The 13,647-nt window shown below is 69.5% G+C and carries 14 protein-coding genes; 7 read left to right on the top strand and 7 right to left on the bottom strand.

Going from position 1 to position 13,647, the window contains the following annotated elements; genetic code table 11:
- Window positions 1-54: 54 nt before the first annotated feature.
- A complete protein-coding gene (locus HNR23_RS07055; protein WP_184074627.1) occupies window positions 55-1,008 on the bottom strand; it encodes a sugar-binding transcriptional regulator in 954 nt (317 codons plus the stop codon).
- Window positions 1,009-1,227: 219 nt separating this feature from the next.
- On the opposite strand from HNR23_RS07055, the gene HNR23_RS07050 reads away from it, so the two are divergent.
- From HNR23_RS07050 to HNR23_RS07030, 5 genes are read left to right on the top strand one after another with little or no spacing between them, the layout of a single operon-like run.
- A complete protein-coding gene (locus tag HNR23_RS07050) occupies window positions 1,228-2,580 on the top strand; it encodes an ABC transporter substrate-binding protein (protein ID WP_184074626.1) in 1,353 nt (450 codons plus the stop codon).
- A gap of 54 nt (window positions 2,581-2,634) precedes the next feature.
- On the top strand, window positions 2,635-3,558 hold the full coding sequence (locus tag HNR23_RS07045; protein ID WP_184074625.1) for a carbohydrate ABC transporter permease: 924 nt from the start codon (window positions 2,635-2,637) through the stop codon (window positions 3,556-3,558).
- Window positions 3,555-4,436 (top strand): carbohydrate ABC transporter permease, encoded by an 882-nt coding sequence (locus tag HNR23_RS07040; RefSeq protein ID WP_394353750.1) that lies wholly within the window; start codon window positions 3,555-3,557, stop codon window positions 4,434-4,436. Before HNR23_RS07045 ends, HNR23_RS07040 begins: the two co-directional genes overlap by 4 nt.
- Entirely contained in the window at window positions 4,437-5,435 is a 999-nt protein-coding gene (locus tag HNR23_RS07035) for a zinc-dependent alcohol dehydrogenase family protein (RefSeq protein WP_184074624.1), read from the top strand. It begins immediately after the preceding gene.
- 15 nt (window positions 5,436-5,450) lie between these two features.
- On the top strand, window positions 5,451-6,554 hold the full coding sequence (locus HNR23_RS07030) for an ABC transporter ATP-binding protein (protein ID WP_184074623.1): 1,104 nt from the start codon (window positions 5,451-5,453) through the stop codon (window positions 6,552-6,554).
- A 451-nt stretch (window positions 6,555-7,005) separates the two neighbouring features.
- Here HNR23_RS07030 and HNR23_RS07025 read toward each other — a convergent pair whose 3' ends face one another.
- Window positions 7,006-7,677 carry a TetR/AcrR family transcriptional regulator gene (locus HNR23_RS07025; protein ID WP_343070452.1) on the bottom strand — a complete coding sequence of 224 codons (672 nt, stop codon included), beginning with the start codon at window positions 7,675-7,677 and terminating at the stop codon, window positions 7,006-7,008.
- Window positions 7,678-7,783: 106 nt separating this feature from the next.
- Between HNR23_RS07025 and HNR23_RS07020 the strand changes: the two genes are divergently transcribed.
- Together HNR23_RS07020 and HNR23_RS07015 are read left to right on the top strand one after the other, a co-directional pair.
- On the top strand, window positions 7,784-8,524 hold the full coding sequence (locus HNR23_RS07020) for an NAD(P)-dependent oxidoreductase (protein WP_184074622.1): 741 nt from the start codon (window positions 7,784-7,786) through the stop codon (window positions 8,522-8,524).
- Window positions 8,525-8,559: 35 nt separating this feature from the next.
- Window positions 8,560-9,282: a DUF4386 domain-containing protein gene (locus HNR23_RS07015; protein ID WP_184074621.1), complete on the top strand. Its 723-nt coding sequence runs from the start codon at window positions 8,560-8,562 to the stop codon at window positions 9,280-9,282.
- Between the two features lie 335 nt (window positions 9,283-9,617).
- On the opposite strand, the gene cas2e is transcribed toward HNR23_RS07015, so the two are convergent.
- Genes cas2e through cas7e form a run of 5 tightly spaced genes read right to left on the bottom strand, consistent with a single transcriptional unit; the run spans window position 9,618 to window position 13,621 of the window.
- Complete coding sequence (gene cas2e, locus HNR23_RS07010; RefSeq protein WP_184074620.1) at window positions 9,618-9,974, bottom strand: type I-E CRISPR-associated endoribonuclease Cas2e; 357 nt, start codon at window positions 9,972-9,974, stop codon at window positions 9,618-9,620.
- The gene (cas1e, locus tag HNR23_RS07005) at window positions 9,971-10,942 is read right to left on the bottom strand and encodes a type I-E CRISPR-associated endonuclease Cas1e (protein WP_184074619.1); all 972 of its coding nucleotides are present in this window, start codon (window positions 10,940-10,942) and stop codon (window positions 9,971-9,973) included. The genes cas2e and cas1e overlap by 4 nt, the downstream gene beginning before the upstream one ends.
- A complete protein-coding gene (gene cas6e, locus HNR23_RS07000; protein ID WP_184074618.1) occupies window positions 10,939-11,706 on the bottom strand; it encodes a type I-E CRISPR-associated protein Cas6/Cse3/CasE in 768 nt (255 codons plus the stop codon). The genes cas1e and cas6e overlap by 4 nt, the downstream gene beginning before the upstream one ends.
- On the bottom strand, window positions 11,706-12,428 hold the full coding sequence (gene cas5e, locus HNR23_RS06995) for a type I-E CRISPR-associated protein Cas5/CasD (protein WP_184074617.1): 723 nt from the start codon (window positions 12,426-12,428) through the stop codon (window positions 11,706-11,708). Before cas5e ends, cas6e begins: the two co-directional genes overlap by 1 nt.
- Window positions 12,425-13,621, bottom strand: coding sequence for a type I-E CRISPR-associated protein Cas7/Cse4/CasC (gene cas7e, locus HNR23_RS06990; RefSeq protein ID WP_184074616.1), 1,197 nt, complete (start codon window positions 13,619-13,621; stop codon window positions 12,425-12,427). The genes cas5e and cas7e overlap by 4 nt, the downstream gene beginning before the upstream one ends.
- Window positions 13,622-13,647: the final 26 nt, after the last annotated feature.

The raw sequence follows: 13,647 nt of genomic DNA, 5'->3' as shown, positions 1-13,647 counted from the left end.
TGCCGGCGGGGGCGGGGCCGCGGCTCCGGTCCTGCGGTGGCGGGGCGGCGCCGGTCAACCGCCCTGGGTGAGGGCGCGGGCCGTCGCCGCGTCGGTGACGAGGGACGTGATGAAGCCTGCCTTCAGGGCCGAGCGTATGGCTGCGGTCTTGTCCGCGCCCCCGGCGACGGCGACGACCTCGGGGACTTGTTTCAGCTGGTCGACCGTGATGGCGATGGTGCGGTCGGTCAGGTCCGTCGCGATCGGGACGCCGTCGCCGTCCATGAGCCGCGCGCAGACTTCGGCCCGTACGCCGTGATGGGACAGCAGCGCCCCTTCGCCCGGGGGCAGGGCATCGCGCACGAGCGAGGCGGGCGGCTCCCACGAGCCGATCGCGACCACGGCTTTGGTGAGGTCGGCGTAGCGCCGCATCGTGTCGGCGACCTGCGGTTGGCGGCGGAGCGCACGTGCGGTCGCGGGGTCGGGGACGACGAGCGGCGCGTAGATGGGGAAGACGGGGCCGCGGGCAAGGCTCGCCACGCGGCGCACCAGCTCCACGGAGTTCTCCTCGACGCCGCCGGGCAGGACACCGGTCAGCTGTACGACCGTGCACCGGGGTAGCGCGCCGAGTGCGAGCGTCATCGCGTTCAGTGTGCGCGAGCAGGCGAGTCCGAGGGTGTCGCCCTCGCCGAGTACCTCGGTCAGGTAGTCGGCGGCGAGGCGGCCCAGGTTGTCGCGGTGAAGGGAGTCGCGGTCGTCGGCCGTGGCGACGGCGATCGCCTCGCGTAGCCCGTAAGCCGAGCGGAGGGCGTCCGACAGTTCGGCGTCGATCTCGGCGGGCACCGAGATGTCGAAGCGGATGATGTGCGCGGCGCGCGCATCGTCGAGGATGCGCGCGACCTTGAACCGGCTGATGCCGAACTCTTGCGCGATGTGGAGTTTGGAAACGCCGTCGATGTAGTAGCGGCGGGCGATCGCGGCCGCGCGGATCAACTCTGCAGGCCGGAGAGCAGGCGCCCCGGTCGCCATCAGCCACCCCCTCCTTTGCTGCTCATATGAGCGCGCTTGGTCTCATTATTGCAGAGCATCTTGACTGGTGAGAGGGGTCACACCTTAACTGAAGTGCATCGGAGCTCAAATGCACATATTTCCGCTCACATGAGCACCCGGTGGTCACTGGGGCAGGGACCGGCTGCGCGACCTCTTCTCCCCGAGACCGCCGACACCCCTCACCTTTCGGAGGTCCACATGTTCATCCCCCTGAGACGTCCAGGCCTGGCCGCGGCCGCGGCCGGAGCCTTGCTCACCGCGACCGCCTGCGCCGGTGCGGGAGGGGGCGGCGGAGCGGAGCGCACGGTCACGATCGCCACCGTCGCCAACCCGCAGATGCAGGACATCGAAGAGCTGGCCGGGAAGTTCTCCGAGCAGCACCCGGACATCGACGTGCAGTTCGTGACGCTGCCCGAGAACCAGCTGCGCGACCGCGTGACACAGGACATCGCCACCCAGGGCGGGCAGTACGACATCGTCACCGTCGGCACCTATGAGGCGCCGATCTGGGCGGAGAACGGCTGGCTCGTCAGCCTGGAGGAGTACGCGGGCCAGGGCGACTACGACGTCGACGACCTCGTTCCGGCCGTCCGGGAGGCGCTCTCGTACGACGGCGAGCTGTACGCGGCCCCGTTCTACGGCGAGTCGTCGTTCATGATGTACCGCACCGACCTCTTCGACGAGGCCGGCCTGGAGATGCCCCCGCAGCCCACGTGGAAGGACATCGCCGGGTTCGCCGAGGAGCTGCACGCCCCCGACGACGACGTCGCCGGAATCTGCATGCGCGGCCTGCCTGGCTGGGGAGAGCTGCTCGCGCCGCTGAACACCGTCATCCTCACCCACGGCGGGCAGTGGTACGACGAGGACTGGAACGCGCACCTCGACTCCCCGGAGACGCAGGAAGCCGTCGAGCTCTACGTCGACCTGCTGCGCGACTACGGCCAGCAGGGCGCGCCCAACGACGGGTTCACCGAGTGCCTGACGACGATGGCACAGGGCAACGCCGCCATGTTCTACGACGCGACCGTCGCCGCGGGCCTCCTTGAGGACCCCGAGTCGAGCAACGTCACCGGGCAGATCGGCTACGCGCCGGCCCCGGTGGCCGAGACCGACCACGCCGGCTGGCTGTGGGCGTGGTCCATGGCCGTTCCGAGCACGTCCTCGGACCCCGATGCCGCATGGGAGTTCATCTCGTGGGCCACGTCCAAGGAGTACATCTCCCTGGTCGGTGAGGAGCTGGGCTGGGAGCGGGTGCCGCCGGGCAGCCGGATGTCCACCTACTCCAAGCCCGAGTACCAGTCCGCCGCGGAGAAGTTCGCGAGCGCCACGCTGGAGGCGATCGAGAACGTCGACGTGCACCAGCCCGGCCTGCACCCGCAGCCGTGGACCGGCGTCCAGTACGTCGCGATCCCCGAGTTCCAGGACCTCGGGACGAAGGTCTCCCAGGAGATCTCCGCCGCCATCGCCGGACAGCAGTCCGTCGAGAAGGCTCTGGAGAAATCCCAGCGCTACGCCGAGTCGACCGCCGAATCGGGCGGCTACCGCGACTAGCACGCCGGGCCGGCGCGGCACTGCGCCGGCCCGCCCCCCGCACAGGAAGAAGCCATGACCGCTCAATCGTCAAAGGCGCCGGTCCGCCGGCCGGACGCCGGCGCGCTCACCCGCGCGCAACGGTGGGGGCGCCGCGCACCGCTGCTCCCCGCACTCCTCTTCGTCATCGCCCTGACGCAGGTGCCGTTCCTGTTCACCGTGTACTACAGCACCCAGGGCCGCAACCTCCTCCGACCCGACTCCGGAGAGTTCGTCGGGCTGGCGAACTACGCGAAGGTCCTCGCCGAGCCGCACTTCCGCAACGCCGTGGCCAACACCGTCGTCCTGACGGTGAGCGCGGTGGCGCTGTCGATGCTGCTCGGCATCGCGCTCGCGGTCCTCCTGGACCAGCGGTTCGCCGGGCGCGCCGTGGTCCGCACGATGCTGATCACGCCGTTCCTGGTCATGCCCGCCGCCGCCGCGCTGCTGTGGAAGACGTCCATGTACCACCCGGTGTTCGGGCTGGTCAACTGGGCGCTCTCGCCCTTCGGTATCAGCGCCGACTGGGTCAGCCAGTACCCGCTGCTGTCCATCATCGCCGTGCTGACCTGGCAGTGGACCCCGTTCATGATGCTCATCGTGCTCGCGGGCCTGCAGAGCCAGTCTCCCGAGGTGCTCGAAGCGGCCCGGGTCGACGGCGCCGGATCCTGGGCGACGTTCCGCCGGGTCACCTTCCCGCACCTGCGGCGCTTCATCGAACTGGGGATCCTGCTCGGAACCATCTACGTCGTGCAGACGTTCGACGCCATCTTCATGATCACGCAGGGCGGGCCCGGCCAGGCGTCGACCAACCTCCCCTACTTCATCTACCTGCAGGCGTTCCGCGCCTTCGACGTGGGGGAGGCCGCCGCGGCCGGCGTCATCGTCGTCGCGGCCACGATCGCCATCGCGATGTTCGCGCTGCGGGTGATCTCCAACCTGTTCGAGGAGGAGTCGTGACCACCGCCATCGCCGCACCGCCCAAGACGAAGGTACAGGGGGTGGCCGGCCTGCCCGGCCGTCTCCGCTACCGCCGGCGGCTGCCGGTCGTGGGAATCCTGGCCTGGCTCGCCGGCCTGCTGTTCTTCTTCCCCGTGCTGTGGATGTTCGCCACCGGATTCAAGCAGGAGGCGCAGGCGTCGACCGATCCGCCGACCTTCCTCTTCGCGCCGACGCTCGACCAGTACCGGGCCGTGCTGGGCCGGGACTTCGCGCCCTACTTCCTCAACTCGCTCTCGGCGTCGTTGATCTCGACGGTCCTGGCCGTCGCCCTGGCGCTTCCGGCGGCCTACGCACTGTCGCTCGTCAGGATTCCGGCGTGGCGCGACTCGCTGTTCTTCTTCATCTCCACCAAGATGCTGCCGCCCGTCGCGATGATCCTGCCGCTCTACGTGCTGGCGACGAACCTGGGCGTGCTGGACAACGTGACGATGCTGGCCATGGTCTACACGGCGATGAACCTGCCGATCGCGGTGTGGATGATCCGCTCCTTCCTGATGGAACTGCCCAAGGAAGTGCTGGAGGCGGCCCGGCTCGACGGCGCGACCCGGCGCACCGAGATGTGGCGGGTCATCTTCCCGATGATCGCGCCCGGCCTCGCGGCGACCGCGCTGATCTGCTTCATCTTCGCCTGGAACGAGTTCTTCTTCGCCGTCAGCCTGACGGCCACGCAGGCGGCCACGGTTCCGGTCTTCCTCGTCGGCTTCATCACCGGCGAGGGGCTGTTCTGGGCCCGCCTGTCCGCCGCCTCCACCATGGCGGCACTGCCCGTGATCCTCGCCGGATGGGCCGCCCAGCGGTGGCTGGTCCGCGGCCTTTCCCTCGGAGCCGTGAAATAAATGCGCGCGATCGTCATCGACGAACCCGGCCGGGTGTCCCTCACCACGGTCGACGACCCCGCACCCGGTCCCCGCGAGGTGATCGTGGCGCCCGCCGCCGTCGGGATCTGCGGTACGGACATCCACATCCTCGACGGCGAGTTCGAACCCACTCCCTACCCGATCATCCCCGGCCACGAGTTCGCGGGAACCGTCGTCGCCGTCGGCTCCGAGGTCACCGAGCTCGCGGCCGACGACCGCGTGGCCGTGGACCCGTCGCTGTTCTGCGGAGAATGCCACTACTGCGCGGTCGGGCGCGGCAACCTGTGCGAGCGGTGGGGCGCCATCGGGGTGACCACATCCGGTGCGTGCGCCGACTACGTGGCGGCGCCCGTCGCCGACTGCCACCGCATACCCGAGGCGCTTCCCTTCGACCACGCCGCCCTCATCGAACCCCTCTCCTGCGCGGTGCACGCCTTCGACCTCCTCCCCGGGCGGATGGGCGAGCACTACCTGGTCTACGGGGCCGGGACCATGGGCCTGTTCATGGCGCAGCTCGCGCGCGGCGCCGGGGCGGCGAGCGTGTCCGTGGTCGACCTGAACAGCGAGCGCCTGGCGGTCGCCGCGAAGCTCGCCGCGGACCACACCGCGACGAGCGCCGACGGGCTCGACCGGCCGGGCTGGGATGTGGTCATCGACTGCACAGGGGCGGTTCCGGCGATCGAGGACGGCCTGAAGCGGGTGCGCCGCGGCGGCACGTTCCAGGTGTTCGGTGTCGCGCCGAGTGAGGCGACGGCGAACTTCTCCCCCTTCCGCGTCTACAACGACGAGATCACCATCGTGGGTTCCATGGCCGTGCTGCACAGCTACGGCCGGGCGGTCGACCTCATGGCCAAGGGGGCGGTGGACGCCGACGCGATGATCAGCCACCGGTTCACCCTGGACGAATACACCGACGCCCTCGACGCGTTCCGTGCGGGACGCGGCCGAAAACTCCAGGTCCATCCCCAGTCCCGCTGAGAGAGGAACACAGACATGGCTACGGTCAGCTTCGAGAACACCACGTGCCGGTATGCGGGCTCCGAGGTGCCCGCTGTGGACCGGCTGAACCTGGAGATCGGCGACGGCGAATTCCTCGTGCTCGTCGGCCCGTCGGGCTGCGGGAAGTCGACGTCGCTGCGCATGCTCGCCGGGCTCGAAGACGTCGCCGACGGGGCGATCCGCATCGGCGGCAACGACGTCACCCACCTGGAGCCACGGGATCGGGACATCGCGATGGTGTTCCAGTCCTACGCTCTCTACCCCCACATGACGGTCGCGCAGAACATGGGGTTCGCCCTCGAACTGGCGAAGGTCCCCAAGGACGAGCGCACCCGCCGCGTGCGCGAGGCCGCCGCGCTCCTCGACCTGGAACCCTACCTGGACCGGAAGCCCAAGGCGCTGTCCGGCGGACAGCGCCAGCGGGTGGCGATGGGGCGGGCGATCGTCCGTGAACCGCAGGTCTTCCTCATGGACGAGCCGCTGTCCAACCTCGACGCCAAGCTGCGGGTGTCGACCCGGACGCAGCTCGCCGCGCTGCAGAAGCGGCTGGGGACCACCACCGTGTACGTGACGCACGACCAGGTCGAGGCGATGACGATGGGCGACCGGGTCGCGGTGCTGAAGGACGGGGTGCTCCAGCAGTGCGACAGCCCGATGGCGCTCTACGAGAGGCCGGCCAACGCGTTCGTTGCGGGCTTCATCGGCTCCCCGGCGATGAACCTGCGCGAGTGCAAGGTAGCGGGCGACGCGCTGCGGCTCGGTGACGCCGACATTCCACTCTCCCGGCGGCAGCTCGCCGGCCTGGAGCGCGACGGGGCCGACACCGCTTTGCTGGGCTTCCGCCCGGAGACGGCCGACCTGGCCATGCACGCCGACCCGGCCCGGCCCGCCGACGGGTTCGCCCTGGAGGTGCGGCTCGTCGAGGAGCTGGGCGCCGACTGCTACGTGTACGGCGGGATCCCCGGGCACCCCGCGGAAGACGACATCGTCATCCGGGTCGCCCCGGGCCGTGCGCCCCGCATCGGGGAGACGGTCCACGCAAGGGTCCGCCGGGCGCACGTGTTCGCGCCCAACAGCGGCGCACGACTCGACGCCTGACACCGGCCATGACCGGGGGACCGCCCGCGGGAGGGGCGGGGGAAAGGGGAGGTGGGTCGACATGGCGGGCGGAGAGCCGGAATGCCCTCCACCCGAAGACGGGCCCACAGTGACTGGGTGCAGACGGAGGCCGGGGGCGGTGACATGCTTCCCCGGCCCGACGGCGCCGTCCACGATCCGGGCAGGTGACCGGTGCGGACAGCGTCAGGGCCTGCCGGCACTCCGACCGCGAGCCCGACGAGGCCCCCGCACTGCGCTTTCCACCCGCCCAGGGCCGACCGACCGTTGCCTGCCGGTGTGGAGAACCACGAGCGAGCCGTCGGCGAGTATCCACCGCGGTGGAGCCCGCTGCGGCGAGGCGACCCGCCGGCTCCGCCGCCGTGGTGTCCTGCCACCGCGGGTGGCTTCTCGTGCGGCGGGTCCGGGAGAGGCACGGGCAAGGTGGGCCTTCCTACCCCCAGTGCTCGCGCCGCCCCTCCAGCCCGTCGAGGATCAGCTCCAGCCCGATGTCGAACTCCTCGGTGTACACATAGCCCGGCTTCAGCGCGTGGCCGGTGATCATCTCGGCGAGGTGCGGGAACTCCTCGGGCAGCCCCTCCAGGATGGATCCCGCCACACCCTCCATGTCGCCGGACGACCCGAAGGGCAGGCTGAGCTGCTGGAGCGTGTACCCGTACACGTAGCTGTCCAGCACCGAGAACGCGTGCGACGCACCGGCGATCGAGAAACCGCCCGACCGCAGGCAGCCGATCACCGCGTTGTGGTGGCGCAGGGTCGCGTAGCCGGGGCTGGTCCGTGAGTCCATCAGGCTGACCGCCCAGGGGTGGCGGGTCAGCGCGTCGCGCATCGAGGCGGCCCGGCGCCGCATCGCGGTCCGCCAGTCGTCGTCTTCGGCGGGGAGCTCGACCTCGCCGAAGACGAGGTCGACCATGCCGTCGAGGATCAGGTCCTTGTTGCGAAAGTGGTGGTACAGGGACATCGCCTCGACGCCGAGCCGCTTGGCGAGGCCGCGCATGCTCGGCACCCCGCTCCCCGACTCGTCTGCCATCTCCATCGCCGTGCGCAGCACTTTCTCCCTGCTGAGCGGGCCGCGGCTCGGTGCGCCGGTCGGCTCTGGTGACACGCCGTTTCCTCCTCTTCGTTGGACCACCTTGACAACCTTACAGTGCAAGGCTGTACCTTACGGCGTAAGTCGAGTAGTGCGGATCGAGGAAGAGGAAGAGGACGTCATGGAATCGAACGTGACAGGCGATGTCGGAAAGCCGGGCACCGGAAAGAGGATGTGCATCATCGGCGCGTCCGGGAAGCTCGGGCGCTACATGGTGCACCACGCCCTGGACCGCGGTTACGAGGTGGTGGGCGTGTGCCGGGAACGGAGCACGGGCAAGCTCGCCGACGTCGCGGACCGGATCACCGTGATCCCCGGCGCCACCGACGACCGCGAGGTCGTCTCCCATGCCGTGGAGGGGTGCGACGCCGTGCTCACGGTGCTGGTGCCGTTCGGGGTGGACCACTACGCGTCCGGCACCGCCCAGGCCGTGCTCGACCACGCGCGGCCGGGCGCCCGCCTGGTGTTCTCCTGCGGCTGGCACATCAGCCGCGACGGCAGGGACGTCTACCCCTGGAAGTTGCGGATGGAGGTGGCCGTGTTCGGGCCGCTGGCGAAGCTGATCAGGTTCGTGGACGTGGACGACCAAGTGGAGGCGTGCCGACGCGTCTTCGACAGCGATGCACGGTGGACGGTGGTGCGCGGCAGCGATCTGGAGGAGGGCGACAGCCAGGGGCTGCCCGTATGGAGCCGACACGTGGGGGATCCGGTGCTCGCGAGCAACCGGACCCGCCGCGTGGACTACGCCCGCTTCATGGTCGAGGCAGTGGAGAACGACGCCCTGATCCACGAGGCTCCGGCCATCGTCGGCCGACTGACCCCCTCGGCACTTGCCCACGCCCGCACCGGCGGCCGGTCATGAGCAGCCGACCGCACCGGCCGCGAGAGGACCGCCCCATGATCGCTCCCCGGACGCTCGCCAGGATCGCGGGGACCCTGTACCTGCTGGTCTCCGCCTTCACCATCTTCGCCGGGGTGGTGAACATGCGCATCGTCGAGGCGGGGGACGCGGCGGCCACGGCCGACAACATCGGCGCCTCGGCCGCACTCTTCCGTCTCGGCTTCGTCAGCGAGCTGGTGGGAGCCGTGTTCTTCCTGTCCACGGCCATGGCGCTGTACCTGCTGCTCAAGCACGTCGACCAGCGGGTCGCCGCGGCGATGGTCACCGTCGTCGCGGTCAGTGTCGCGATCCAGTGCCTGAACCTGCTCAACCAGAACGCCGCGCTGATGATCGCCACCGGCCAGGCCTACGAGGACACCCTCGGCCCGGACAGCGCCGACCGGCTCGCCCTGCTGTTCACCGACCTGTACCACGACGGCTACCTCATCGCCCAGACGTTCTTCGGCCTGTGGCTGCTGCCGCTGGGCTACCTGGTCGTGAAGTCCGGCTACTTCCCCAAGATGCTGGGCTACCTGCTGATGGTCGGAGCCTGCGGCCACCTGGCCGACGTGTTCGCACGGCTGCTGGCCCCGGACTTCGGCGCGGCGATCTCGCTGTACGTCATGACCCCGGCGGCGATCGCGGAGATCTCGTTCATGCTGTGGCTGGTGGTGAGAGGAGTCCGCACACCGGAACCGGATAGGGCGAGGCCCGTCGCCGCGCGCTCCGAGATCCCCTGACACGGCGGTACCGATTCGTGGAGGCAACGCCTTCGACGAGTAACCGCTGATGGCTTCGCGGCGTGCGAGCGAGAACGGCGACATGACATCGATGAGCCAATCCCCGCGTGCGCGGGGAGCAGACTGAGAGCCGAATGCGTTGAAACCGGCCATTGGGTCCATCCCCGCGTGCGCGGGGAGCAGGCGAGCGCTCGGGCCCGGATCCGCCCGAGCTTGGGTCCATCCCCGCGTGCGCGGGGAGCAGACTCGGTGACCTGCGGGTTTACAACGGCGGGACCCCTGAATCTGCAACTTCTTGAAATTCGGACATAAAGGACGACAGGCGAACGTCGCCCTCATTTTCTCCCAAAACGGCGATGTCGCCCCGCCTTACTCCAGTTCTTTCGTTTCCCTTCACCCTCAGCTTTCGCACTGGACTGCTGGTGAGGACGGTGGATGAGCGTGAGGCCCTCATGGTCAATCGGCTCCCACTTGTGCTCGAAGGTTTCGAACGTGAACCCTTGCTCATTCGGGGCGCTGTAGACCAACAGGGCACGGCCATTGCCCGCGTACAGGCGCACTTCGGTCCACAAAATGTCGCGGATACGCGCAGAGGGACTTCCGATGAATACGCCGGGGGATATCTCCAGTAACCACCTGGTCAGAAAACCGCGGAGGCCCTCCGGGCAGAGCGTGAGAACGATGACGGTCACCACATCACGTCCCAGAGCTCAGCCGAGTCACCGTCCGATCCGTAATTGCGCCCCGCTTCCACCTGTATGCCGCGATCGGATTGGAGGCCGACTCGGTCTTCGCCGCTGTCCGCCACATCGTCGGCCGTCTCGGCAAGAAGCAGGTGCTTGATATCGCGAACGCACCTTTCCAGCAGCCCGGCCTCGTTGATCCGGTCCCGGATCGCCCGCCTGGTCCGCGACCCCACGTCTTCCGCCCCCGCCGCCGCGACGTCGAAGGCGACGGGGATCGCAACGTCCGTCTTGTACAAGTCAGCGACGTCCATGACGAAGGACAGCTCATGGCCGGAGTGGACGAACCCGAGGCTGGGAGAACACCCGAGCGCGGCGACGACAGCCTGGGCCACTCCGTACATGCACTGGGCGGCCGCAGTGACCCCCTGGTTGGGTGGGTCGCCGACAGTGAAGTCGCCCGGCACGTACTGTCGACCATGCCAGGGGACGCCTGTACGTGCCGACTCACGTCGATAGCACGCCTTGACGCGGTCGCCTTCCCGGCCGAGCAGTTCCCGGCGTGTGGCGCCCGCCGGATCCTCGTCGGGGAAGCGCAGCCTGTACATCGCACGCGCGACGTCCAAGCGCGTCCTGCGGTTGGCCCACGCCACCGCCTGTGCCTCCGCGAGCGCTGAGGACCGGGTGAGGGCGCGGCCGCCCGCGTAGTAGCGCACGCCATGCTCCCCGACCCACACCACCCCGGCCCCGCACTCGCCGAGGACGCTCATTGCCTGGTGGGTGACGCGGGTCCCGGGCCCCAGGAGGAGGGTGCCGATCGTCGCGGAAGGAATGTGCCGAACACCCTCGCTGTCCTCGGCGGTGATGGCATTCGCATCTCGGTGGACCGTGCACCGTTCCAGGTAGACGAAGGAGACACGGTCCTTGACTCTGGCCAGCTCACGAGGTGTGGAAGCCCCCCGCTTGCTCACCGTCACGCCGACCGCCTCTGGGTCGCACCCGCTGAGGCGACGGGCGCCAGTGTCATCAGCCCGCACCCGTACGCCTTGGCGCGGCCGAGGCCGGCGGTGAGGGTGTGTCGCAGCTTGGCCGGGTCGGTGACCTGGAGCCGACCGTCGAACGTCACGGTCGTCAACCTGACGTCGGAGGCGCCTCGGCCTCCGGCCCTCTCCGCCGAACCCGTCTTGCGGAACCGCAGCCGCTGCGCGCCCCACACCACCAGCTCGCAGTCGTCGCCGTCCGGCAGCCGTTCCTGCTCAGCCGCCTTGCGCACCACCTGAAAGCCCGAGCGTTCCTCGCGCTGCAGCAGCCAGCGCATCTGGTGGCGAGGTGTGACGTGCGGCGTGGGTTTCGTGTCGTGTTTCTCCTTGTCCTCCTTGCCTTCGACGCGGACGGAGTGCACCGGATTCGCGGTGAGTCGGAACCCCCACACATCGCCGACCGCCAAGCGGTCCAGGAACGGCATGTAGTCGCGGGTCTCCCACCCGACCTCGGGCAGCGTGGGCCAGCCTGCGTCCTCCACGAGATGGGTCAGGTCGGGCTTGTCCGGGCTGACCACATAGAGCAGCACCTCCGCGCGGGCGTTGCGGTCCAGCCGCCACAGCACCCGCGGGGATCCACCCGCGCTGGGCAGGATTCCGGGAAACCCGCCCATCACCGCAGCATGCAGCGATTGCGGCGAGGAAAGGAGTTTGCGCGCCCCCACTCGCGCGGTGTTGACGCGAAAGCGCGTGAGGTACATCAGTCGCCTCCAAGAGGGGGCATCGGATCGTGGTGGGAGGGGGCCGCGGGCGCCCGGTGGGTGGGGTTGGGAACCTCGACCGTGTCGGCCTTCACGTCTCGGAGCGCGTAGCGGCGGTGCCGGGGGTCGAAGCTCACGGGCAGGTCGCGCCGGCTGTTCTTCTCCCGGTCCCCCTCCGCAGCGTCCATGAAGACGGGTAGCGCGACCCGGCGCTCCCCGCTACGCCTCCTCCGGTGGTGTTCGGCGGCCTGCCATTCGACGCTGCGGAACACGTCCTCAAGGACGGCGTCGGTGCCGTCGAACGCCCCGATATCGACGGGACGGGACGGCGGGCAGGACCGGCGCCCGAGGTAGGGCAGGTAGACGGGCGAACGGACCGCGCGGTGCAGGGCGGCGATCAGGTCGCCGTCTCCCTCCACTCCCGCGACGAAGACGGCGTCGGCCAGGTAGAAGCGCTCCGAGACCGGCATCGCGTTGCCGGTCTCAGTGTGGTGGGCGGTCTGGAAGTCGCGTATCCGGGTGCCCCGCTGGTCGACCCGTACGCCGAACCGCAGCTCGGCCAGGTCGGACACGTCGGCGGCACGGTCACGCCCCTGCGCGGCGGCGAGCATCCCCAGCACGCCGCTCTTGGTAGGGACGTTCTCCGTGGTACGCCGTGCGAAGCGGGCGGACGAGCCCCACGCCTGTAGCGGGCCGGCCAAGCACAGCGCGAGTACGCTCACGCTGTCTCCGCCTGCCGGTCAGCGGCCGCTCGGCCGACGCTCTCCACCAACTCCCCCATCGACGACTCCGCGCCGAGCCCGGCCAGCGGCTCCGTGTTCGCACCGGCCCGCAGCACCCAGGTCGTGGTGTCTGCGTGCGTACCGTAGGCCTCCTCGATCTGAGAAATGTGGTCCGCGAGGCGTTCGCAGGCCTTGCGCAGATAGCCGCTGCCGACATCCGCCACGACCGGCTGCTCGAAGGCGCTCACGAAGTTGACGGGACGCGTCCCCCGCAGCTTGACGATGACGGCCTCGGGCCGGGTGTGGTTGCCGAAGGTGTTGATCTTCCCCGACGGCATGGAATCCACGAACCCCTCCACGAACGCCTCGACGGCGCGGCGCACGGGGGTGGTGGGCTCCTCACCGTCACGCAGTCCCCTGCCGAGGTTCGCGGCGAGCCGGTCCACATCGAGTGCCGCGTAGCGGTACAGCGTGGCCGAGTTGAACTCCACCGTGCCGATCATGCCCGCGCCGGGTTCCTCGTCCTTGCGGCGGTCGTCGACGGCGGTGTAATAGTCGGACTCGTTCTCCACCGCGTGCACACTGATGGCGTGGGCGACCTGGGTCGCAGCGTCGACGTTGATGTCGGCCCCGTCGGCGACCATCCGGCCGAACAGCGCGATGTCGACGGAATGGCGGGTGTTGGCGCTCGACTTGGCTTCCTCCTTGTTGTCCTTGTCCTTGAAGAACGCCTTGATGTCGGCGCGCCCCTTGACGGCGAGCTGGGCGAGCGCGTCGCGCTGCTGGGCGCTGAGGAACATCAGGTAGGAGGACTGGGGGGCGGGCGGTTCGCTCGCTCCGTCATCCGTTTTCTTCCCGCTCTTGCGCTTGGGCACCTCGATCTTGGACCCGGTCGCCGCCTTGACCGTCTCGGCCGCCAAGGCCAGGGCCTCGGAGCGGTCGATGGAGTCGTCGAGCTCGTGGATGCGCTCGGCCACGAACTCCGCGACGCGCTTCGTGCGCACCCCGAGCTCCTCCGGGGCGAGCAGTTCCGCGAAGGCCGCACGAGTCGCGCGCTTCCAGGCCTGGCTGGAGACGCGTGAGCGGCGGGCCCCGCCGTAGAGCGCGGTCTTGGGGGTTCCTGTGTCGTCGCGGTTGAGGTTGCTCGGCGGCACGGTCTGCAGGACATGCAGATCGAGGATGGTTCGGGTCACGGAGGGGTTCCTTAGCTGGAGCGATT

This window comes from Nocardiopsis mwathae, assembly GCF_014201195.1.
Taxonomy (GTDB): domain Bacteria; phylum Actinomycetota; class Actinomycetes; order Streptosporangiales; family Streptosporangiaceae; genus Nocardiopsis_C; species Nocardiopsis_C mwathae.
The sequence above is the reverse complement of the archived record's forward strand: the minus strand, read 5'-3'. Positions and strand labels throughout refer to the sequence as shown.